Raw genomic sequence first — 20,168 nt, 5'->3', positions numbered from 1 at the left:
TCCTCCTGTGCCGTCGGTCAGGGCAGGATCTCGACGTACCCGTCACTGCCGTGCACGCGGATCCGTTGCCCATCCTTTATCAACCGGGTGGCGTCGAGCACGCTGACCACGGCCGGCAGGCCGTACTCCCGAGCGATCACCGCGCCGTGCGTCATCAACCCGCCGACCTCGGTGACCAGGCCGGCGATGCCGACGAACAGGGGCGTCCAACTGGGGTCCGTGTGGGCGGTGACGAGGATGTCGCCCGCGTCGAGATCGGCCTGCGCCATGTCCAGGATGACCCGGGCGCGTCCCTCCACCGTGCCGGCGGACACCGGCAGACCGACCAGCGCGCCGGCCGGCACGTCGTCACGACGGTACGCCCCGGTGATCACCTCGCCGTCCGAGGTCAGCACGCGGGGCGGCGTGAGCGCCTGGTACGACCGGAACGCGTCCCGGCGCTGCCGGATCAGCTCGTCGTCCACCTGCCGCGAGCGCACCACCTCGTGGAACTCCTGGAAGGTGAGGTGGTAGACGTCGTCGATCTCGGTGAGCACGCCGGCGCGCACCAGGCGTTCGGCCTCGTCCAGCAGGGCTCGCTTGTAGATGAAGTAGCGGCTGATGATGTCGTACTTCGGGTACTCCCGATAGCCGATGAACGTCCGCACCCGGTCGATCATCCGCGCGGTTTCGTCGGCCTTCTGCTCCCCTTGCGGCAGCGCCCGCAGGCGTTCCAGCACCTCCTGTGCCTTCTGCTGGGCCTGCTGCCGGCCCTGCTCGAAGCGCCGCCGGGCCGCGCCCGGCTCGAAGAGCTTGACGTTGTCGAGGAGTACGGGCACGAGCGTGCTGGGGCGTTCGCTCCACCGCGGCCTGGTGATGTCGATCTCGCCGACGCAGCGCATGCCGTACCGGTCGAGGTACGCCTCGAGCGCGGCCCGCGCCTCGGCCCCGCCCGCGACCTTCGGCAGCTCGTCGAGGATGCCGTCGTCCGTGACGCCCTGCAGGAACGCCACCACCTCCGGGTGCGGACGGATCACGTCGGCGACGTCGAGCAGCGCCAGCCCCATCTCCGAGGTGATGTTGCCGGGGGCGGACAGGGTGAGGGTGTCCGCGGCGTTCTTCTCGCCCAGCCACTCGTGCAGCCGCTCGTTGAGCCACCAGGTGGCCTCTATCCCGGCCATGATCGCCTGCATGTTCAGCGGATCACCGAGGACCCGCTTGTGCTCTTGGAACGCCTCCAGCAGGAAGTCGAACAGGGCCGGGCCGGTCACCGTCGCGATGTCGCGCCGCAGGGCGGCGATGGACGCCTCGCTGCGCGCGATCAACTCGGTCACCACGGCCGGATCGGTCTCGATCGGCGCGGACGCGCCGCCGGTCGTCGGCCGGCCGGGACCACCGCCGTCCGGGAGCGTCGGAATGAAATCGTGGCGGTCGAGAAGGGTCTGCAGCGCGTCCTTCATCAGCGGATCGTCCCGCCCCGCCATCTTCAGGAAGCCGGCGCGGTTCGCGGGGGAGGCCAGCAGCCGGGTGGCGTCGACGAACAATCTCCCGCCGGCCTCCAGCATCGGGGCGATGGCCGTCAGTTGCCACATGGAGAGCCCCAGCGGCCGCATGGCGTCGGTCATCATCTGCTGGTGACCGACCGACAGGTAGACGTGGTTCTCCTGGTCATCGGCGGCGGGGATGGGGAAGAGCGTGGTGATCGGCCGGCTCTGCACGATCTGGAAGTCGTCGTCCACCAGGCACCACTCGATGTCCTGCGGGCGGCCGAAGTGCGCCTCGATCCGCCGCCCGAGCCGCACCAGCCGCACGACCTGCGCCTGCGTCAGCGCCGGCTGCTCCTGCCGGTGCGCTTCGATCGCCACCTCCCGCGTCCCGCCACCCGGCAGGGCGGTGACGGCACGCTGTTTGGCGGCGACCGCCCTGGCGACGACCTCCCCGTCGCGCACCGTGAAGACGTCCGGGTTCACCAGGCCGGACACCAGGGCCTCGCCGAGGCCGAAGCTGGCGTCCACGGTCGCGACCTTCCGGTTGCCGGTGACCGGGTCGGCCGTGAACAGGACGCCGGCCGCGTCCGGAAAAACCATTTCCTGTACGACGACAGCCATCTGGACCGTGCGGTGGTCGACGCCGTTGCGCAGGCGGTAGCTGACGGCCCGTTCGGTGAACAGCGACGCCCAGCACCGGCTGACGTGCCGCAGGATCGCCTCCGGTCCCACCACGTTCAGGTACGTGTCCTGCTGGCCCGCGAAGGACGCGGTGGGCGTGTCCTCCGCCGTGGCGCTGGACCGTACGGCGTAGGCGGCCTGCTCGCCGAACCGGCCAAGCGCCCGGGTGATCGCTGCGGCCAGGTCGTCCGGGATGGGCGTCTCCTCGATGCTTCGGCGAATCTGCGCGCTGAGCGTGCCGATCGCCTCCCGGTCATCCGGGTTCAGGCGCGACAGTCGATCGAGCCGCTCGTCGATCGACGGTGCCTGCGCCATCACCCGCCGGAAGGCGGCCGTCGTCACGCAGAACCCGGCCGGCACCCGGATGCCGTCGATCCGGGACAGCGCGCCCAGGTGCGCCGCCTTGCCACCGACCACCGACACCTGCGTCTCGTCGACCTCCCGAAGATCCACCAGCGGTGCCGGCTCGCGGCCCTCGTCCATCGACAACACACCCACGCCGTGCCCCCGTTACCTCGTCTGTGCAGGTCCGGCCGCCGATTCTGCGCCATGACCGGGGTCTTGCGGCAAGCCCCCAGGTGCGATATACGTTAGAAGTGGCAGGGAGAGTGATCTCCTTGCCGTTTGCTTTTTGCGCAGCCGATCGTGCCGTTCAGTCGAAGGAAAGTCGGCGTGGCTCGATGCTCAACCCTCGGCCGATCTGCCAGGAGGCGGTCGGCCAGGCCGCGATGAAGCCGGCTATCAGTCCGATCTGGCCGACGAACCAGAACGTCGGGCTGTCGGGCCGCAAAGGCGGCTCCGGAAAGACCACGCGATGCGCGAGCGTCAGCCACGCGAACAGCGCCACCTCGAACGCCGTGATGGTCAGCAGTTCAACCTTGACGACGGTCGACAGTGCGTGCCAGATCTTCGTGAGGCGGCGACCAGGCCCGGCGAAGTACCGAAAGAGAACAGCTATCGTCACCGCCATCAGGTAATCGCCGGCGTAGCCGACCCATATCGGGTCCGCAGCCGGGTCGAACCGCACGGCGTACAGGGCGATCTCGGCGACAACGAAGCCGAGAGCGCAGTGGGCGCCGCAGCGGGACACGTGGGTGACGACGATGCCCCGGTGCGGCCTTCGCGGTCGACCCTCCTGCCGCTGTCGAGCGAATGCCTCGGGTCTACCCCAGTTCCAGTAGAGGCGGACGGCGGCCAAACCGATGTAGAGGACGGTCACCAGCCAGACGATCTCCATGACCCGGACCGGCTGACGGTGTCCGCGGAGATAGGTGTCGGCCAGGACGATCGCGAAGCTGGCGACGCCGACGGCGAGCGAAGCCCACGAGAGCGCCACGAGCCAGGTTGGTTGCATTCCCGCCCCTTCCGCGCGCCGGGCCTCCCGGAACCGAACGTGAAGGGGAATTCGCTGGCCGGTGTCGGCGGCCGAGGGCACCTCGCAGTCTGTCATGCCGTACCCGTGGCGGCCGGACGATCGGGTGTTCCCGCCGGGCCGCTGGCCCACGGTGCGGAAGTGACGACTCCCCCTCGGGAAGCGGAAGCCCCTCGCTGTAGGTAATCACCTGGGCGGAGAGGATCGCCGGATAACTCCTCGCCCCGTGGGCGTCGGAATGCTACGAAGGGGCGTGCCTGACCTGACACGCTCCCTTGATGCCACGTCCCTGGAGACTCCGCGGCTGCTGTTGCGCCGCTGGCGCAGCGATGATCTGGACGGGTTGGCCACGGTCAACGCGCAGCCCGAGGTGATGCGCTACATCCATGACGGCCGAACGCTGGACCGGGCCGCGACCGCGCAGCGGCTGGCCACCTATCAGCGACACTGGGATGAGCACGGCTTCGGCCTGTACGCGGTGGAGGTCAAGGAGACCGGTGAGCTGGCCGGTTTCACCGGACTGGCGGTGCCGACCTTCCTGCCCGAGATCATGCCGGCCGTGGAGATCGGCTGGCGGCTCGGCCGCGTGTACTGGGGCCGGGGCCTGGCCACCGAGGCGGCCCAGGCCGTCGTCGCCCACACTCGTACCGAGCTCGGCCTGCGGCGGCTGGTCAGCATCCACGTCGTCGGCAACGAGGCGTCCGCGCGGGTGATGGTCAAGCTGGGCATGTCACTGGAGCGGGAGACCGTGCAGCCGGACACCGGTCGCCAGGTCCGGGTCTACGCGATGGACCTGTAAAGACCTTCGCGGCCAGAAGAACCGGACTGATGTCACCAACGTCCCGACCGAGCTGCTGCGCGCCGCCCACCAGGGCAACGGGACGCTGGTCGGCGGGTCGGGTTGACCGACGCTGCCGGTGGGCCGATCTGCGCCCGGGTGCGCCCGCCCGCCATCGCCTGGACGGTGGAGTGAGCGTCTTTCAGCTGCCGAAGTCGACTCCGGCGAGCGAGGCGGAGCGGTGCGCGGCGAGGTGTTCGGCCTGCGCGGTGATGGCCTTACGGGTGGCGTCCGACAGCTTCTGCCAGGGCTGGACGGCGACCGTGAACGTCTTGCCGGACTTGCGAGGGCGCCAGGTGCCGACCAGCTCGCCGTCGACCAGGACCGCGCCGGGGCGACCCAGCACCGGCCACAACTCCTTGGCGCGAGGGGCGTCCGGCACCAGCGTTGCCCGGTCCTTGGCCTGCAGAAACAGGTCGAACGGGCCGAGCAGGCGGGTGCCCCTGCCGTCGGCCGACTCCAGCGCCTCCTCGTCGGCGGCCAGCAGTGAGCGCACCTCCCGACCCACCGTCACGTCGACCACGTCCGCGGGCCAGTGCGCCTTCACGTCCTTCACCGGAGCATCGAGATAGTCGGCCACCTGTTTCGGGGTGGCCGGGCCGAGCAGGCGAAGGTACGCGCGGATGAGGTCGAATCGGTCGCCCGGGGTCGCCGCCTTTCGGAACCCGGTGATGCGTTGCAAGACCGGAGGTGAGGTGTCGAGCTGCAACTCCAGGCCGGCCCGCGTGGCGGCGAGTCGGAACGGCATCTCGTAGAGGTGCGTGGCGTCGCACGGCCGGCAGAACCGCAGATACGGCTCGGGCAGCACCGTCGCGAGGCGACCGGAGGCGTCTCCCTTGACGGTTGGCGTGCTGACGATGGCCCGCAGGCCGGCGGCGACCTCGTCGAGGGCGGCGAGGTTGCCGATGCCAGCGGCCTTCAACGGCTTGGACGCGTCGTAGATGCGCTTGCCCGCGTCGGCATCGGAGAAGGGCTCGAGCGCGGCCACCACCTTTCCCACGTCGGCCCGGCGGTAGAGGTGGGGGGCGCCGCGCACGGTCCACAGCAGGACCACGTCCGTGTCGGACAACGTCGTCACGTCGACCCCGCGTACCGCCAGCGCCCACCGGGCGCCGTCCGGACCGGTGTTCTGCACGCCGATGTCCAGGACAGCGGTGTCGGCGAGCGTGCCCTCGTCCCGGTCGAGCTGCTGGGCCTGGACCCGGAAGCTCATCACCTGGTGCCGATCGACCATGTCTGAACCCTAGTCGCGCCGGCGTCGCCGGTGGGTCCAGGCGCGCAGCGTACCCGTCTGCCCGGACGCGACCGGCCGCGCTGGTCGGCGTCATGTGGATGACCGACCAGCGCCGCTCGGCCGTCAGGCCACCAGCGAGACCCGGCCGTTGTCCAGGTCGTAGCGGGCGCCCACCACGCGCAGCGTGCCCTCGTGCACCTTCTCGGCGATGATCGTGCTGCGTGCCGAGAGCGCCCGCACCTGCGTGACGATGTTGGCGCGGACCGCGTTCTCCACCGGGTCGCCGGGCCGGTCCAGCACCGGCTCGACGACCGGGCGCAGGGCGTCCACGATGGTGCCGATGTGTCCTGGGGCGGCGCCGCCGGTGTGGATGGCGTCGATGGTGGCGGTGATCGCGCCGCAGCGCTCGTGCCCGAGGACGACGATCAGCAGGCTGCCGAACTCCTCCACGGCGAACTCGACGCTGCCGAGCAGGAGGTCGTCGACGATGTTGCCGGCCACCCGGTTGTCGAACAGGTCACCCAGGCCCTGGTCGAAGAGCACCTCGGGGGCCACCCGGGAGTCCGCGCAGCCGACGGTGATGGCGAACGGGTGCTGGCCGGCGGCGAGCCGGTGCAGGTCGGTCAGGCCCTGGTGCGGGTGCCGGCCGTGGCCGGAGGTGAACCGCCGGTTACCGTCCAGCAGCTGCCGCAGTGCCTCCGCCGGCGTACCGATCGGGTCGTCGGCGGGCTTGGCGGCGGTGGCGGCGGACGGGGCGACTGCGGTCGCGCCGAGCGCCACGGCGGCGGCGCCACCGGCGGTCAGCAGTGAACGGCGGGACAGGTGGGAACGAACCACGATCATCTCCCTGAGGTGAGGCAACTCGCCTCTTCCTACCAGCCCGCCGTCCACATGGGTGGTTGACGGGAGGTGGTCAGTAGGCGACGGCGAAGCGCCGCTGCCGGTGCTGCGGCTGCTCCACCTCGTCGATCACCGCCACGGCGTAGTCCTCGTCGGACACCATGAAGGTGTTCCCGTCGATGCACGCCACCGTGCCCGCGATGTCCCTCATCGGTCACCAGCCCGTTCACCTCACCGCGCGCCAACGCGTCCGTGACCTGCGCGGACACCTTGATGCCGACCGTTGGCTAGCTGGCGGGCTCGCCGAACCAGCGCGACAGGTGGGCGTCGAGGTCCCGCTGATCGTCGCCGATCCAGGCGACGTGGCCGTCGGGGCGGAGCAGCACGCCCGGAACGTCCAGCTCCGCGGTGGGATCCCCGAGGTAGTCGACCCGGTCCGCCCACCCGCCGACGGTCAGCCGTTCGGTCCGGTCCAGCAGCAGGCCGCGACCACGGTGCAGCAGACCGTAGAGGTGGCCCTGCCGCACGGCGATGTCGCGCAGCCGGCGACCGAGCAGGTCGGGGCCCGCGCCGAAGTCGTAGCGGATGCCGATTCCGGTGATCTTCTCGATCAGATGACGGTTGACCTCGTCGAAGTCCATCAGTTCGATGAGCAGCCTGCGCACGGCCTGCGGGCCTGACCCGGTGGACGACAGCTCCGTCTGGGCGCGGGTGTTGTCCAGCACGTCCGCGGCGACCGGTCGACGTTCGGCCTGGTAGGTGTCCAGCAGTGTCTCGGGTGCCCAGCCCCGGATCTGTGCGGCGAGTTTCCAGCCGAGGTTGAACGCGTCCTGAACGCCCAGATTGAGGCCCTGTCCGCCGAGGGGCGGATGGATGTGCGCCGCGTCGCCGGCCAGCAGCACCCGCCCGACCCGATAGCGTTCGGCCAGCCGGGTGGCATCCCCGAAGCGGGACAACCAGCGGGGGGAGTGCGCGCCGAAATCGGTCCCGGCGATGGCGCGCAACTGGTCGTGGAAGTCCGCGAGGGTGGGCGGTTCCGCGCGATCGCTGACACCCGCGGCGGGGACGACGACGCCGTAGACCCCATTGCCGAAGGGCCGGAGCCAGAATCTCCCACGGGTTTCCCGGGTCCTCGCCATCGCGGCGCCGATCTCCTCCGGCGGCGCGTCCAACATCATCTCGCCCATCAGCGTCTCGGTCCGGGCGGGCTCGCCGGGAAAGCCGACGCCGAGCAGTTTGCGCACCGCGCTGCGGCCGCCGTCGCAGCCGACGAGATAGCGCGAGCGCAGTTGTTCCCCGTCGGCCAGCTCGACGGTCACCCCGTTGGCGTCCTGCCGCAGACCGGTCACCGCGGCACCGCGCCGGGCCTGCGCGCCCAGGTCGATCGCATGCTCTTCGAGCAGCCCGACGATGACCGGATGGGGGATGCCCAGCAGGTAGGAGTGCGCGGAATCCAGGCCCTCGGGCGCGGGTTTGTCGATGGCCGCGAAGAAGCCGCCGGCCGGACGCCGCCGCCCGTGTTCGGCGACACGGTCCAGCAGCCCGCGCATCGCCATCAGCTCGATGCTGCGAATGTGCAGGCCGACGATGCGGGTGAAGGACGCGGGCGTGGTGTCCCTCTCCAGCACGAGTACCCGTACGTCGTGCAGCCGTAGCTCGGCGGCCAGCATCGCGCCGGTCGGCCCGCAGCCGGCGATGATCACGTCGAACATGGGGGACGCGTTGTCGATGAACGTGGTCGAGCGCATGTGTGTTGCCTTTCGGGAGTGCCTGGGTGGCGAGGCACTCCCGGCGACACCTACGTCAATCGCCCGACCGTGACGGCGAGGGGGAGCACCCACATCGGTACAGCGTTCATGGGTCTCACCTCCTCGGGCGGTGTCACGGGTCAGCTGCAAGCTACAAGCCGGGCATGACCCCGTCCAGTTCTTTACCCGCCCCGACCAACCCGGAGATTCTGCCCCGAACCGGGCGCACGCGCTCCGCGTACGACATAGCGTCACGGGGGCGGTGACCGCCGCCTCCGCCGTCGGACCGGCGGCCCACCGGAAGGGACCGGACATGAGTCGCGTCGACACAGTGCTCCTGCCGGAGCTGGACGGGCCGGTGCCGGCGACGCTGCCGAGCGCGCTCGGCCTACTGAGCCTGGCCCTGGGCGTGGGCGCCCTGGTCGCCCCCGGACCCGTCGCGCGGATGACAGGGGTGGACGACTCGCCGGCCGCCCGCTCCGTGCTTCCCGCCATCGGCCTGCGCGAGTTGGGCAGCGCCGCCGGCCTGCTCAGCGGCCGGCGCCCGGCCGGCTGGGTCTGGAGCCGGGTGGCCGGCGACGCGCTGGATCTCACCCTGCTCGGGCGAGCCCTCGCCGACCGCAGCGGTGACCGACGCCGCCGGGTCGCGCTGACCACCATCGCCATCGCCGGCATCGCCGCCGTCGACGTGCTCGCCGCCGTACGCGTCGGGCGGGCCCGACGGGCCCGCGACCGGGTGATCCGGATGGAGATCGCGGTGACGGTGAACCGCTCACCCGCCGAGGCGTACCGGTTCTGGCGGGACGTGGAGAACCTGCCCCGGTTCATGGCGCACCTGGAGTCCGTACGCGCCGACGACCTGCGCCGCTCGCACTGGATCGCGCGCGGCCCGGCCGGGCACCGGGTCGAGTGGGACGCCGAGATCATCGACGACCAGCCGAACAAGTCGATCACCTGGCGTTCGCTGCCGGGGACCGGGGTGCCCAACGCCGGCCGGGTCCGGTTCGTGCCCGCGCCCGGCGACCGGGGCACCGAGGTCCGGGTGGAGCTGCGCTACGCGCCGCCAGCCGGCGCGCTCGGCCGGGTGGTGGCGAAGCTCTTCGGCGAGGAACCAGAGCAGCAGGTCCGCGACGACCTGCGCCGGTTCAAGCAGGTGCTGGAGACCGGCGAGGTCGTCCGTTCGGAGGGCAGCCCCAACGGCATCTCCGTCCGCCAACAGGCAATGCAGCGCCCCGCCCAGCCGCTGCCGGCGTCGCGCCGCTGACCGGGTGAGCTTTTCCGAAGGGGACCAAGAATGAAGGCCACCGCCTGGATGGGCACCGACAGCGTCAAGGTGATCGACGTACCCGAGCCGAAGATCATGAATGCCCGGGACGCGATCGTCCGGATCAGCACCACCGCGATCTGCGGCTCCGACCTGCACCTGTACCACGGCTACATCCCCGCGATGCGCAAGGGCGACATCCTCGGCCACGAGTTCATGGGCGAGGTGGTGGAGGTAGGCCCGCAGGTCCGCAACCTCCAACCCGGCGACCGCGTGGTGGTGCCCTTCCCGATCGCCTGCGGGCACTGCTCGTCCTGCCAGCGCGGCCTCTACTCGGTCTGCGAGAACTCCAACCCCAACGCCGGTATCGCCGAGAAGATCATGGGGCACTCGCCGGCCGGCATCTTCGGCTACTCCCACCTGCTCGGCGGCTACGCCGGCGGTCAGGCCGAGTACGCCCGCGTGCCGTTCGCCGACGTCGGCCCGGTCAAGGTGCCTGACGAGATCAGCGACGACCAGGCGGTCATGCTGGCCGACGTGTTCCCCACCGGCTACATGGGCGCCGAGATGTGCGACATCAAGCCGGGGCAGGTGATCGCGATCTGGGGCGCCGGGCCGGTTGGGCTGCTCGCCGCGGCCAGCGCCCGGCTGCTCGGTGCGGAACGGGTGATCGTCATCGACCGGTTCCCGTACCGGCTGCGGCTGGCCGCGGAGCACGTCGACGCCGAGACGATCAACTACGAGGAAACCGACGTGCTGGACACGCTCAACGAGATGACCGCCGGCCGAGGTCCCGACGCGTGCATCGACGCGGTGGGTCTGGAAAGCCACCACGGCAATGCCGCCATGTACGCGTACGACCGGGCCAAGCAGGTCGCGCGGGTCGAGACGGAACGGCCGTTCGCCCTGCGACAGGCGATCCTCGCCTGCCGTTCGGGCGGGGTGGTCTCGGTCGTCGGCGCGTACGGCGGCTTCGTCGACAAGTTCCCGATGGGCGCGTTCATGAACCGGTCGCTGGTCATGCGGACCGGTCAGTGCCACGTCCAGCGCTACACCCGACCGCTGCTGGAGCGCATCCAGCGCGGGGAGATCGACCCGAGCTTCATCGTCAGCCACCGCATGCCGCTGCGCGACGCCCCGAAGGGCTACAAGCTCTTCCAGAAGAAGCAGGACGACTGCACGAAGGTGCTGCTCAAGGTCTGAGCGGGACGGTGGCGCCGCGTTGCTCGGTGCACCGGTCGACGGGCGGGCGGGGGGTCCAGGCCGTAGCCAGGCGTGGGTAGCCTCGCGTCATGTCGAACAGCACTCACCGAAGCCAGATTCGGGCAGACGTCCGCGCGGGCACGTCGGCTGATGCCGATGTGTTGGCGGGCCTTCGATGGCGGCGGCTGACCGAGGAGGGCGGCTACACGGGCAATGACCGCGACGACTTCGTGCAGCTGTTCACCACGTGGGTCACCGAGCATCTGTCGACCCACCGGCCGTTCGTCGCCGAGGTCGACGGCGAAGTGGTCGGAATGGCCTGGCTGATGGTCGCTGACCGGGTGCCTGCCCCCACGCACCGGCACCGTCGGACCGGGGACGTCCAGGCGGTGTACGTGGTGCCGGAGCGGCGCGACAGCGGGATCGGCGGGGCCTTGCTGAGTCTGGTGCTTGCCGAGGCGCGCGAGCTCGGCCTGGAACATGTGACTGTCCACTCCAGTGAACGGGCGGTGCCCCTCTATCAGCGGGTGGGTTTCCAGCACGGCCAGACCTGGCTCAGCTGGCAGCCCGAGTGACGTGAACGGCGTGCCGTCAATGGACTGCGGCCGTCCAGCAGTCCACGCGGCCGCGTCGCGTACGGTGGCGGCCGCAATCGGAGGCGTCCGGACCGCCTCCCGGAAGGGGCTCCCGTGCAGGCATACCGCCACCCAGGCACCGTCATCACCGACCACCGCTTCCCGGTGCCGCTCGACCACGCCGACCCGGCCGGAGAGCGGATCGAGGTGTACGCCCGCGAGGTCGTGGCCGCCGGTAAGGAGCGCGAGTCGCTGCCGTGGCTGCTGTTCCTGCAGGGTGGCCCCGGCGGCCGGTCGCCCCGCCCGGTGGGCCGGGACAGCTGGCTGGACCGGGCGCTGGACGACTACCGGGTGCTGCTGCTGGACCAGCGGGGCACCGGCCACTCCACCCCCGCCGACCGGCAGACGCTGCCGCTGCGTGGCGACGCGGCGGCCCAGGCCCGGTACCTGGCGCACTTTCGAGCCGACTCGATCGTCCGGGACTGTGAACTGATCCGCCGAGACCTTCTCGGCGTCGACGGCCGGTGGAGCCTGCTCGGCCAGAGCTACGGCGGCTTCTGCACCCTCACCTACCTGTCGTACGCGCCGGACGGCGTCCGTGAGGCCTTCGTGACCGGCGGTCTGCCCGGTCTGCGCAGCACGGCCGACGATGTCTACCGGGCTGCCTACCCGAGGGTGCGGCGCAAGGTCGAGGCGCACTACGCGCGTTACCCGGAGGACGTCGAGACCGTCCGGGCGATCGTGCGACACCTGCGGGAGCGGGAGGTGCGCCTGCCCGGCGGTGGGCTGCTGACCGCCGAGGCGTTCCAGGCGATCGGCATCATGCTGGGCACCGGTACCGGGTCGCACGCTCTGCACTACCTGCTCGAAGACGCCTTCCGGGCCGGGGTGCCCGGCCAGCCGCTGTCCGACCCGTTCCTCGCCGAGGTCCAGGGCCACCTGTCGTACGCGGGCCGCCCGCTCTACGCGCTGCTGCACGAGTCGATCTACGGCCAGCGGTCGGTGACGCCACGCGCGACGGATTGGGCGGCCGAGCGGGTACGGGCCGAGTTCCCGCAGTTCGACGTCGACCGGGCGTTGGCGGAGGACCAGCCGGTGCTGCTGACCGGCGAGATGATCTACCCGTGGATGGTCGTCACCGACCCCGCACTGGCCCCGTTGGCCGAGACGGCGGAGCTGCTGGCGCGGCGGACGGACTGGCCGGACCTGTACGACCTGGAGCAGTTGGCCCGCAACGAGGTGCCGGTCGCCGCCGCGATCTACCACGACGACATGTACGTCGACACCGACGACTCGTTGGCCACCGCGCGAGCGGTGCGCGGTCTGCGCCCCTGGATCACCAACGAGTACGAGCACGACGGCCTGCGGGAAAGCGAGGGTCGCGTCCTCGACCGGCTGATCCGCCTGGTTCGCGGCGAGGTGTGAGGCCGTGCCCTCCGATCGCGCGAAGTCCGGGTCGAGGGGTGACCTCGTTTGCGGCCAGGGAGCCTGGGAACTCGCCCCGTTCGTCCGCCGGCAGGCCTGACGGGCCGGTCCAGGAGACGGAAGGAGCGGGTCATGGAGTACGAGCAGATGATCGCCACGGTACGGCGGCGCGCGGGCCTCGGGGAGAACGAGGCCGTGCGGTCCGTACAGGCCGTTCTGTCGGTGCTCGGCGAACGGCTCGCCGGCCAGGAGGCCGACCACCTGGCGGCGCAGCTACCGGATCGACTGGACGCGTCGGTCACCCGTAATCCGCAGGGCCGCCGGTGGGACATCGGCGAGTTCCTGAAGCACGTCGGCGACCGGGAGCAGGTCGCGGACGCCGACCAGGTGCGTCAACACGCCCAGGCGGTGTTGCGGACCGTCGCCGAGGCGCTCGACGACGACGAGCGGCACGACCTGCTCGCGCAGCTTCCCGCCGGCATCATCGATCTCTTCGGCGTTCCCACCCCGCGCGGCTGAGCACCGCCACCGCGGGCCCAGCACCGAGGCCGACGCCGGAGCAACCGGTGTGCTGGTCGAGTCACGGCTAGCGGGGACGGACTCCGGACTCCACCGTCAGGGTCCCCGCCGTGGCATCGATGGTGGCCCGTGAACCGAGCGGAACGGTGAGCTGGCCATTGCCGTGGCCCAGTCGGAGCCCACCGAGGACCGGCACGCCCAGGTCGTAGAGGCGATCCCGCAACACCGCCGCCGCGTCCCATTCGTCGGGCCCACCGACGCTGTTGGTGATCTGGCCGATGGCCACCCCGGCGACCCTGGACAGCACGCCCACCCGGCGCAACTCGGTCAGCATCCGGTCAATGCTGTACGGCGCCTCGTCCACGTCCTCGAAGAACAGGATGGCGCCGTCGAAGGCCGGAGCGTCGTCGGCACCCAGCGATGTGGAGATCAGCGTGAGGCAGCCCCCGAGCAGGGGACCCGTCGCCCGCCCCGGCACCAGCACCGGGGCGGCCGTCTCGGCGGGATCCCGGGTGATGGTGACGGGGGCCGTCGTCATCACCGCTTGGCGGAGCGACTCGGCCGACTCCGGGCCGGTGCGGCTGTCGCTCCAGTTGACCATCGGACCGTAGAACGTGGCCAACCCGGTCTCGCGCCAGAGCCGGCCGTGGATGCTGGTGATGTCACTGAACCCGACGACCACCCGGGGATCGCGCCGGATGCCGGCCACGTTGATCTGATCGACGATCCGCTGGGTGCCGTAGCCGCCACGGGAGGCGAAGACGGCGCGGACTCCCGGGTCGTTGAGAGCGGCGTTCAGGTCGGCCAGCCGCTGCGCGTCGGTGCCGGCCAGATAGCCGTACCTGGCGAAGACGTGCGCGCCCAGCTCGACCTCCAGGCCCCAGCTCCGCAGAATCTCGATGCCGCGCGCCATGTTCGCGGGGTTGGGCGTGCCTCCCGGCGAGACGACCCGGACCCGGTCCCCGGGCGCCAGTGCCGGCGCGCGCAGCACCCGCTTCGGGCCGCCCGGCGCGGCCTGCGCCGCCTCGGCCGTGCCGACGAGCAACGCCCCGCCAGCGGCCGCCGCCCCGGCACTCAGCACGTGCCGTCGGGACAGGGCTCGGCTTGCGGATCTCGGGGTCGGGGTGCGGTCCGTTCCGGAAGTGGTCACAGGCGGTCCCCTCATCGGCGTCGATGTCCGCGCCGCAACAGCCTACGACAAACATCTTTGACTCGGGGGGCCGCGAACGGTGGGGGCGGCCGGTCCGGCGCGGAGTCGCTAGCGTGTCCGCAATGGAGGATGGTGACCCCGTCGTGCGGGCCAGCGAGTTCCGGGCGGGCCGGTGGCGCGACGGGTGCCTCTACAGCAGACTGCGCGACGACCCGTCACCCTGGGACCGACCGGGGGAGTGACGTCAGATCAGGGGATGGGCCACTCGTGCACCGGGCGGTTGCTGTGCATCAGGTCCACGTAGTGGCGGACCACCTCGCGCAGCGCCGCCGGCCGGTCCAGGTGGTCGGCGGTCTCCAGCCGGTGCAGCGTCTCCACCTGCCAGCTCGCGCCGTTGCGGCCGGTCAGGCAGCGCTGCTCGATGATGCCGAGCAACCGGTCACGCTCGGCCGGGTCGAGCCCCCACCGATCCAGGCCGTGATGCGCCATCGGCAGCAACCGGCGCAACACCAGCTCGGTGACGGGCAGGTAGCCGAGACCAGGCCAGAAGACCTGCGCGTCGATGCCGTACCGGGCGCAACTGGTGAAGTTCTCCTCGGCGGCGCTGAACGACATCTGTGACCACAGTGGCCGGTCCGATTCGGCGAGGGCCCGGACCAGCCCGAAGTAGAAGGCGCCGTTGGCGATGGTGTCCAGCACGGTCGGGCCGGCGGGCAGCACCCGATTCTCCACCCGCAGGTGCGGCCGGCCCCGTGACACGTCGTACACCGGGCGGTTCCACCGGTAGACGGTGCCGTTGTGCAGCCGCAGCTCGGCGAGATTGGGCACCTCGCCGGCCGCGAGGGCCTGCGTCGGGTCCTCCGGGTCACACACCGGCAGCAGCGCCGGGAAGTAGCGCACATTTTCCTCGAACAGGTCGAACACGCTGGTGATCCAGCGTTCGCCGAACCAGACCCGGGGGCGTACCCCCTGGGCTTTGATCTCCTCCGACCGGGTGTCGGTGGCCTGCTGGAACAGCGGGATGCGGGTCTCGCGCCACAGCTCCCGGCCGAAGAACAGCGGCGAGTTCGCGCCGACCGCGACCTGGATGCCGGCGACGGCCTGGGCGGCGTTCCAGTAGTCGGCGAACTGGGCCGGGCTGACCTGGAGGTGGAACTGGGTGCTGGTGCAGGCCGCCTCCGGCGTGATCGTGTCGGCGGCGACCGCCAACCGCTCCACCCCGCTGATGGCGATCGGCAGATCCTCGCCACGGGCCGCGAAGATCTGCTCGTTGAGCAGCTTGTAGCGGGGGTTCGCCGAGAGCGTCTCGGCGGTCAGGTGCTCGGGGCGCAACGTCGGCAGGATGCCGATCATGACCATGTGCGCGCCGATCGTCCGGGCCTTCACCTCGGCGGCGTTGAGGCTGGCCCGCACGTACTCCTCGAAGTCCGCCGTGCCGGTGCCGGTCAGCCGGCGCGGCGGCACGTTGATCTCGATGTTGAACTGGCCCAGCTCGGTCTGGAAGCTCGGGTCGGCGATGGCCGCCAGCACGTCGGCGTTGCGCATCGCCGGGTTCGACGCCTCGTCGACCAGGTTCAGCTCGATCTCCACGCCGGTCATCGGCCGGTCGACGTCGAAGCGGGACTCGCGCAGCATCTCGGCGAAGACGTCCAGGCAGCGGCGGACCTTGTCGCGGTAGCGGGCGCGATCCTCTCGACTGAAGGTTCGTACGCCGACGTCCTCGCCCATGGTCACCACCCTGTCACCGCTGGTCCCCCTAACCTCGCACGTGATCGCCGGGCGGGGGAAGACCCGAGGACCCTTTCCTACCCAACCGCCCGCCCCGTTAGCCCAGCCAGGGCGCACCGATAGCATTGCGGCCCGAGAGGTGGTGGCGTGCGGATGCGCGAGAAGGTGACCCGGCTGTTCGTCGCGGCGGCGATCGCCGAGGCCTGCTCCTGGCTGGCCCTGCTGGTCGGCATGCTGGTCAAGTACGGCCCGACCGACAACGAGCTGGGCGTGAAGATCTTCGGTCCGGTCCACGGCGGCCTGTTCATCGCGTACGTCCTGCTGGTGCTGGCCGTGGCCCGGCTGCACCGGTGGGGCCTGCTGGCCACGGCGCTGGCGCTGGCCAGCGCGGTGCCGCCGTTCGCCACCCTGGCCTACGAGCGCTGGGCCCGCCGCCGGGGAATGCTCGGCGTCGACCGGCAACCCGCCCGCGAGCCCACCCCGGTCGGCTGAGCCGCCAACCGACGAGCGCGCCGGCCCCGGGGGACTGCGCTGACCGGCCCTGATCGGGCCGGGTCGGGTCAGGTCAGCGCGGAGCAGGCCACCACGCCGGCCAGCAGCAGCGCGCCCAGGAACGCCTGCAGCAGCAGCGGCGGCCCGAGATGCGACCACAGCGTCGCGGTACGCGGGGTCAGCAACTGCCCGGTGGTGAGGTTGACGATCCGCTCGATCCGGGGTGGCAGCTCCGGGTCACGTTGCGGGCGCAGGGTGAGCTGCACCTGGTCCGCCGGGTGCAGGGCGCTCTGCGGCAGGTGGCCGTGCAGCTCCACCTCGCAGAGCTGGCCGGCGGTGTTGCGCAGCCGCACCGGAGTGACGAGATATTCCGGGCCCTGCTTCAGCTCCTTCCAGCGCCGACGGGTGCCGCCACCGCCGAACGAGAAGAGCGCGCGCAGCAGCAGGGCGGGCAACCGGGCGATGGCCGCCGCGGCGAGCACCGCCACCAGCACCGGCTGGCCGATGCGTACCTCCCGGGTGTAGCCGTCGAGCAGGCGGATCAGCCGCCCGGTGACGATTCGTTCCGTCGGGTGCACGATCCGTCGGGTATCGAGTCCGCTGTCCATCTCCACCACCGAGAGTTCGCTTGTGTTCACAGATCGTATCGACGTCCTCGGTTGAACGACGTGAATGAAACCTGGTCACGGGCTCACGACCGCGAGGTGACATCCCCGGCGACCCGGGTAAGCGGGGGGCCGAGCTGGAAAGGGGTCGAGCATGCAGCTGTCCTTCCTGCGCCCGCTCTACGACCGTCCCGGGCCGTGGTGCTCGGTGTATCTGGACGCCTCCGCGGACACGGAGGACGCCCACCCCGCGCTGGACCTGCGCTGGCGCGCCCTGGAGCGCAGCCTGGCCGAACAGGGGGCCGACGAGGCGAGTATCGCCGCACTGGACCGGGTGATCCGTGGGCACGACCCGATGGTCGGGGACTACGGTCTGGCGGTCTTCGCCAGCCACGGGCGGGTGGTGCTCTCCGAGTACCTGTCCGCGCCGCCGCGACGCGATCTGGCCAGCTTCGGGCCGTTGCCGCACGTGATGCCGCTGCTCGCTCAGCGGGGTGAGCAGGTGGCCTGGGTCCGCGTGGTGGCCGACCGGGTCGGTGCCGACGCGATGGCGGTCAGCGCCGGCGGGGTGCCCCGACGGGCGCACGTCGCCGGTCGGGACGAGTACCCGCTGCGGCGGGCGAAGCCCGGCGGCTGGTCCCAGTCGCGCTACCAGCGGGCCGCCATGGAGGCGTGGCACCAGAACGCCGGCGACGTCACCGCGGCGACCGTGCAGCTGGCCGACCGGGTCGGCGCGGATGTGGTGGTGGTGGCCGGTGACGTGCGCGCCACCGGGATTATCGCCGCCCAGATGCCGGAGCGCTGGCAGGACCTCGTGGTCCGTACCGACGCCGGGTCCCGGGCCGGTGGCGCCGACCAGACCATGCTGGACGACCTCACCGTGCAGACCATCGCGGAGCTCGCCGACCAGCGGATCAGCGCCGCCCTGGACAAGTTCGGCGTGCAGGAGGACGTGGGCGGCGGTCTCGACGCGGTCGTCTCGGCCCTGCAACGCAACCAGGTGGACATGATGCTCATCGTGGACGACCCGTCGGCCAACGGTGAGCTGTGGATCGGCGCGGAACCCACCGAAATCGCCGTCGACCCGGGACAGCTGGCCGCCATGTCGGTCACCGACCCGCAGCGGGTACGCGCCGACGCGGCACTGGTCCGGGCGCTGGTCGGCACCGACGCGGCGCTGACCGTGCTCGGCCCCGACGAGGCGCCCGACCTCACCGACGGCGTCGGCGCGGTGCTGCGCTACGTCGACCCCAGCACACCGGGGCGCGGCAATGGCTGAGCGGTCGGTGGCGGACGTCGTGGTGGAGCGACTGCTGGCCTGGCGGGTGCCGCGCGTCTTCGGGTACCCGGGGGAGGCGATTGCTCCGCTGGTCGAGGCGCTGGACGGCACCGGTGGGGAGCCGGCGTTCATCCCGGCCCGGCACGAGGAGACCGCCTCGTTCATGGCCACCGGGCACGCCAAGTTCACCGGCGGCATCGGGGTCTGCCTCGCCACCCAGGGGCCCAGCGCCGTCCAGCTGCTCAACGGCCTGTACGACGCCAAGCTGGACAGCAAGCCGGTGGTGGCGATCGTCGGGGAGGACATCTCCGGGCCGCTCGGCGGCGCGCACCAGGAGATCGGCCTGAGCCGGCTCTTCGGGGACGTGTGCAACCAGTTCGTCCGGTACGGCCGCAGCCCCGGGGACGTGGGGGCGCTGCTGGACCAGGCGTTCCGGACGGCGGCGGCGACCCGCAGCCCGACCTGTGTCGTGCTGCCCCGGCAGTTGCAGGAGACGCTCGTCCCCGACCTGCAGACGTACGCCGCCGGGGTGATCACGGCGACCCCCGGCGAACCGCTGGCCCGGGTCCTGCCGCACGAGGCGGACCTCGACGCCGCCGCGCAGTTGCTCAGCGGCGGCCAGCGCACCGCGATCCTGGTGGGTCAGGGCGGTCGGGACGCGGCCGCCGAGATCATCGATATCGCCGACCGGCTCGGCGCCGGAGTGGCCACGTCACTACTGGGCAAGCCGGTGCTCGACGAGCGGCTGCCGTTTCACGCCGGGGTGCTCGGCGAGGTCGGCACGCCGGCGGCGGCGGAGCTGATGGGCGGTTGCGACACGCTGCTGATGGTCGGCACCAACGACCCGTGGACCGACTACTTCCCGATGCCCGAGCAGGCCCGCACCGTGCAGATCGACATCGACGGCCGCCGGATCGGCACCCGCTACCCGGCCGACGTGCCGCTGGTCGGTGACGCCGCCGAGACGCTGCGGGCGCTGCTGACCCGACTGCGCGGTCGCCCCGAGCAGCAGTGGCGCGCCACCGTGGAGAGTTCGGTGGACCGGTGGCGGGAGGTCGCGGCCGAGCGGGCCGCCGCTGCCGCCGACCCGGTCAACCCGCAGCTGGTGCTCCAGGAGCTGTCCGCCCGGATGCCCGACACCAGCGCGGTCGCGGTCGACGTCGGCTCGGTCCTCTACTGGTACGCCCGACACCTCGTCCTGCCACCCGGGGTCAACGCGCAGCTGTGCGGCACCCTCGGCTCGATGGGCTGTGCGCTGCCGTACGCGGTGGCCGCGAAGCTCGCCGCGCCGGACCAGCCGGTGATCGCGCTGGTCGGCGACGGGGCCATGCAGCTCAACGGCCTCGCCGAGCTGATCACCGTGTCGCACCTCTGGCCACGGTGGCGCGACCCTCGACTGGTGGTGCTGGTGCTCAACAACCGGGACCAGAACGGCATGGGTGGCGGGCGCGAACCGTCGTCCGACCCGACCCATCGCCGCCCCGACGTGCCGTACGCCGGGTGGGCCCGGCTGTTGGGGCTGCACGGGGTGCGGGTGGACCGCCCGGAGCTGGTCGGCGCGGCGTGGGACGAGGCCCTGGCCGCGGACCGCCCCTGCGTGCTGGAGGCGGTTGTCGACGCGGCGGTGCCGCTGGCCCCGCCGGAGCCCGCGTTCGCCGACCTGCGTGGCCTGTACGCGGAGGGCGCTCCCGCCCGGAAGGTCCGGGAGCAGGTGGAGGTCACCGTGAACGCCGAAGACCTCGTTTAGCC

General features: G+C 71.4%; 19 protein-coding genes. 10 read left to right on the top strand and 9 right to left on the bottom strand.

Translation table 11 applies throughout. The annotated features are described in order from the left end of the window. Nucleotides 1–17 precede the first annotated feature (17 nt). Together rph and ACIBF8_RS19985 are read right to left on the bottom strand one after the other, a co-directional pair. On the bottom strand, nt 18–2,630 hold the full coding sequence (gene rph / locus ACIBF8_RS19990) for a rifamycin-inactivating phosphotransferase (RefSeq protein WP_396784699.1): 2,613 nt from the start codon (nt 2,628–2,630) through the stop codon (nt 18–20). Between the two features lie 169 nt (nt 2,631–2,799). Next, on the bottom strand, nt 2,800–3,501 hold the full coding sequence (locus ACIBF8_RS19985) for a DUF4396 domain-containing protein (protein ID WP_396784697.1): 702 nt from the start codon (nt 3,499–3,501) through the stop codon (nt 2,800–2,802). A gap of 271 nt (nt 3,502–3,772) precedes the next feature. Between ACIBF8_RS19985 and ACIBF8_RS19980 the strand changes: the two genes are divergently transcribed. Continuing rightward, nucleotides 3,773–4,318: a GNAT family N-acetyltransferase gene (locus ACIBF8_RS19980; RefSeq protein ID WP_396784695.1), complete on the top strand. Its 546-nt coding sequence runs from the start codon at nt 3,773–3,775 to the stop codon at nt 4,316–4,318. 102 nt (nt 4,319–4,420) lie between these two features. Continuing rightward, nucleotides 4,421–4,492 (top strand): DUF5990 family protein, encoded by a 72-nt coding sequence (locus ACIBF8_RS19975; RefSeq protein ID WP_396784917.1) that lies wholly within the window; start codon nt 4,421–4,423, stop codon nt 4,490–4,492. A 7-nt stretch (nt 4,493–4,499) separates the two neighbouring features. On the opposite strand, the gene ACIBF8_RS19970 is transcribed toward ACIBF8_RS19975, so the two are convergent. The 4 genes from ACIBF8_RS19970 to rox form a co-directional block, all read right to left on the bottom strand. Beyond that, nucleotides 4,500–5,591 (bottom strand): winged helix DNA-binding domain-containing protein, encoded by a 1,092-nt coding sequence (locus ACIBF8_RS19970; RefSeq protein WP_396784693.1) that lies wholly within the window; start codon nt 5,589–5,591, stop codon nt 4,500–4,502. Nucleotides 5,592–5,714: 123 nt separating this feature from the next. Next, nucleotides 5,715–6,434: a carbonic anhydrase gene (locus tag ACIBF8_RS19965; RefSeq protein WP_396784691.1), complete on the bottom strand. Its 720-nt coding sequence runs from the start codon at nt 6,432–6,434 to the stop codon at nt 5,715–5,717. Between the two features lie 70 nt (nt 6,435–6,504). Continuing rightward, nucleotides 6,505–6,642, bottom strand: a complete 138-nt coding sequence (locus ACIBF8_RS19960) for a hypothetical protein (protein WP_396784690.1) — start codon at nt 6,640–6,642, stop codon at nt 6,505–6,507. 76 nt (nt 6,643–6,718) lie between these two features. Continuing rightward, entirely contained in the window at nt 6,719–8,143 is a 1,425-nt protein-coding gene (gene rox / locus ACIBF8_RS19955) for a rifampin monooxygenase (protein WP_396784915.1), read from the bottom strand. A 349-nt stretch (nt 8,144–8,492) separates the two neighbouring features. Here rox and ACIBF8_RS19950 point away from each other — a divergent pair, with 349 nt between their 5' ends. From ACIBF8_RS19950 to ACIBF8_RS19930, 5 genes are all read left to right on the top strand, one after another. Beyond that, complete coding sequence (locus ACIBF8_RS19950) at nt 8,493–9,443, top strand: SRPBCC family protein (RefSeq protein ID WP_396784688.1); 951 nt, start codon at nt 8,493–8,495, stop codon at nt 9,441–9,443. 30 nt (nt 9,444–9,473) lie between these two features. Next, complete coding sequence (locus ACIBF8_RS19945) at nt 9,474–10,646, top strand: zinc-dependent alcohol dehydrogenase (RefSeq protein ID WP_396784687.1); 1,173 nt, start codon at nt 9,474–9,476, stop codon at nt 10,644–10,646. A gap of 89 nt (nt 10,647–10,735) precedes the next feature. After that, nucleotides 10,736–11,221, top strand: coding sequence for a GNAT family N-acetyltransferase (locus ACIBF8_RS19940; RefSeq protein ID WP_396784685.1), 486 nt, complete (start codon nt 10,736–10,738; stop codon nt 11,219–11,221). Between the two features lie 114 nt (nt 11,222–11,335). Next, on the top strand, nt 11,336–12,646 hold the full coding sequence (locus ACIBF8_RS19935) for an alpha/beta fold hydrolase (RefSeq protein ID WP_396784683.1): 1,311 nt from the start codon (nt 11,336–11,338) through the stop codon (nt 12,644–12,646). 132 nt (nt 12,647–12,778) lie between these two features. Continuing rightward, entirely contained in the window at nt 12,779–13,165 is a 387-nt protein-coding gene (locus tag ACIBF8_RS19930; RefSeq protein ID WP_396784682.1) for a DUF2267 domain-containing protein, read from the top strand. Nucleotides 13,166–13,232: 67 nt separating this feature from the next. Here ACIBF8_RS19930 and ACIBF8_RS19925 read toward each other — a convergent pair whose 3' ends face one another. Together ACIBF8_RS19925 and ACIBF8_RS19920 are read right to left on the bottom strand one after the other, a co-directional pair. After that, entirely contained in the window at nt 13,233–14,156 is a 924-nt protein-coding gene (locus tag ACIBF8_RS19925) for an LD-carboxypeptidase (RefSeq protein ID WP_396784914.1), read from the bottom strand. Nucleotides 14,157–14,564: 408 nt separating this feature from the next. Continuing rightward, nucleotides 14,565–16,043 (bottom strand): glutamate--cysteine ligase, encoded by a 1,479-nt coding sequence (locus tag ACIBF8_RS19920; RefSeq protein ID WP_396784680.1) that lies wholly within the window; start codon nt 16,041–16,043, stop codon nt 14,565–14,567. Between the two features lie 153 nt (nt 16,044–16,196). On the opposite strand from ACIBF8_RS19920, the gene ACIBF8_RS19915 reads away from it, so the two are divergent. Next, on the top strand, nt 16,197–16,535 hold the full coding sequence (locus ACIBF8_RS19915; protein WP_396784912.1) for a DUF3817 domain-containing protein: 339 nt from the start codon (nt 16,197–16,199) through the stop codon (nt 16,533–16,535). 68 nt (nt 16,536–16,603) lie between these two features. Here the strand turns inward: ACIBF8_RS19915 and ACIBF8_RS19910 are convergent, their stop codons facing one another. Next, the gene (locus ACIBF8_RS19910; RefSeq protein WP_396784911.1) at nt 16,604–17,152 is read right to left on the bottom strand and encodes a hypothetical protein; all 549 of its coding nucleotides are present in this window, start codon (nt 17,150–17,152) and stop codon (nt 16,604–16,606) included. A gap of 142 nt (nt 17,153–17,294) precedes the next feature. On the opposite strand from ACIBF8_RS19910, the gene ACIBF8_RS19905 reads away from it, so the two are divergent. Both ACIBF8_RS19905 and ACIBF8_RS19900 read left to right on the top strand, forming a co-directional pair. After that, the gene (locus ACIBF8_RS19905; protein WP_396784678.1) at nt 17,295–18,419 is read left to right on the top strand and encodes a Vms1/Ankzf1 family peptidyl-tRNA hydrolase; all 1,125 of its coding nucleotides are present in this window, start codon (nt 17,295–17,297) and stop codon (nt 18,417–18,419) included. Continuing rightward, nucleotides 18,412–20,166, top strand: a complete 1,755-nt coding sequence (locus tag ACIBF8_RS19900; RefSeq protein ID WP_396784676.1) for a thiamine pyrophosphate-binding protein — start codon at nt 18,412–18,414, stop codon at nt 20,164–20,166. The genes ACIBF8_RS19905 and ACIBF8_RS19900 overlap by 8 nt, the downstream gene beginning before the upstream one ends. Nucleotides 20,167–20,168: the final 2 nt, after the last annotated feature.

Source organism: Micromonospora sp. NPDC050276 (assembly GCF_044459545.1).
In the GTDB taxonomy this organism is placed as follows: domain Bacteria; phylum Actinomycetota; class Actinomycetes; order Mycobacteriales; family Micromonosporaceae; genus Micromonospora.
Note: the sequence above shows the minus strand (reverse complement) of the source record. Positions and strands in the feature narration are given on the sequence as shown.

Bases quoted from the DNA above. Each gene is read 5' to 3' on its own strand.
- rph (WP_396784699.1), bottom strand. From the start codon at position 2,630: ATGGACGAGGGCCGCGAGCCGGCACCGCTGGTGGATCTTCGGGAGGTC.
- ACIBF8_RS19985 (WP_396784697.1), bottom strand. From the start codon at position 3,501: ATGCAACCAACCTGGCTCGTGGCGCTCTCGTGGGCTTCGCTCGCCGTC.
- ACIBF8_RS19970 (WP_396784693.1), bottom strand. From the start codon at position 5,591: ATGGTCGATCGGCACCAGGTGATGAGCTTCCGGGTCCAGGCCCAGCAG.
- ACIBF8_RS19965 (WP_396784691.1), bottom strand. From the start codon at position 6,434: ATGATCGTGGTTCGTTCCCACCTGTCCCGCCGTTCACTGCTGACCGCC.
- ACIBF8_RS19960 (WP_396784690.1), bottom strand. From the start codon at position 6,642: ATGAGGGACATCGCGGGCACGGTGGCGTGCATCGACGGGAACACCTTC.
- rox (WP_396784915.1), bottom strand. From the start codon at position 8,143: ATGTTCGACGTGATCATCGCCGGCTGCGGGCCGACCGGCGCGATGCTG.
- ACIBF8_RS19950 (WP_396784688.1), top strand. From the start codon at position 8,493: ATGAGTCGCGTCGACACAGTGCTCCTGCCGGAGCTGGACGGGCCGGTG.
- ACIBF8_RS19945 (WP_396784687.1), top strand. From the start codon at position 9,474: ATGAAGGCCACCGCCTGGATGGGCACCGACAGCGTCAAGGTGATCGAC.
- ACIBF8_RS19940 (WP_396784685.1), top strand. From the start codon at position 10,736: ATGTCGAACAGCACTCACCGAAGCCAGATTCGGGCAGACGTCCGCGCG.
- ACIBF8_RS19930 (WP_396784682.1), top strand. From the start codon at position 12,779: ATGGAGTACGAGCAGATGATCGCCACGGTACGGCGGCGCGCGGGCCTC.
- ACIBF8_RS19920 (WP_396784680.1), bottom strand. From the start codon at position 16,043: ATGGGCGAGGACGTCGGCGTACGAACCTTCAGTCGAGAGGATCGCGCC.
- ACIBF8_RS19915 (WP_396784912.1), top strand. From the start codon at position 16,197: ATGCGCGAGAAGGTGACCCGGCTGTTCGTCGCGGCGGCGATCGCCGAG.
- ACIBF8_RS19905 (WP_396784678.1), top strand. From the start codon at position 17,295: ATGCAGCTGTCCTTCCTGCGCCCGCTCTACGACCGTCCCGGGCCGTGG.
- ACIBF8_RS19900 (WP_396784676.1), top strand. From the start codon at position 18,412: ATGGCTGAGCGGTCGGTGGCGGACGTCGTGGTGGAGCGACTGCTGGCC.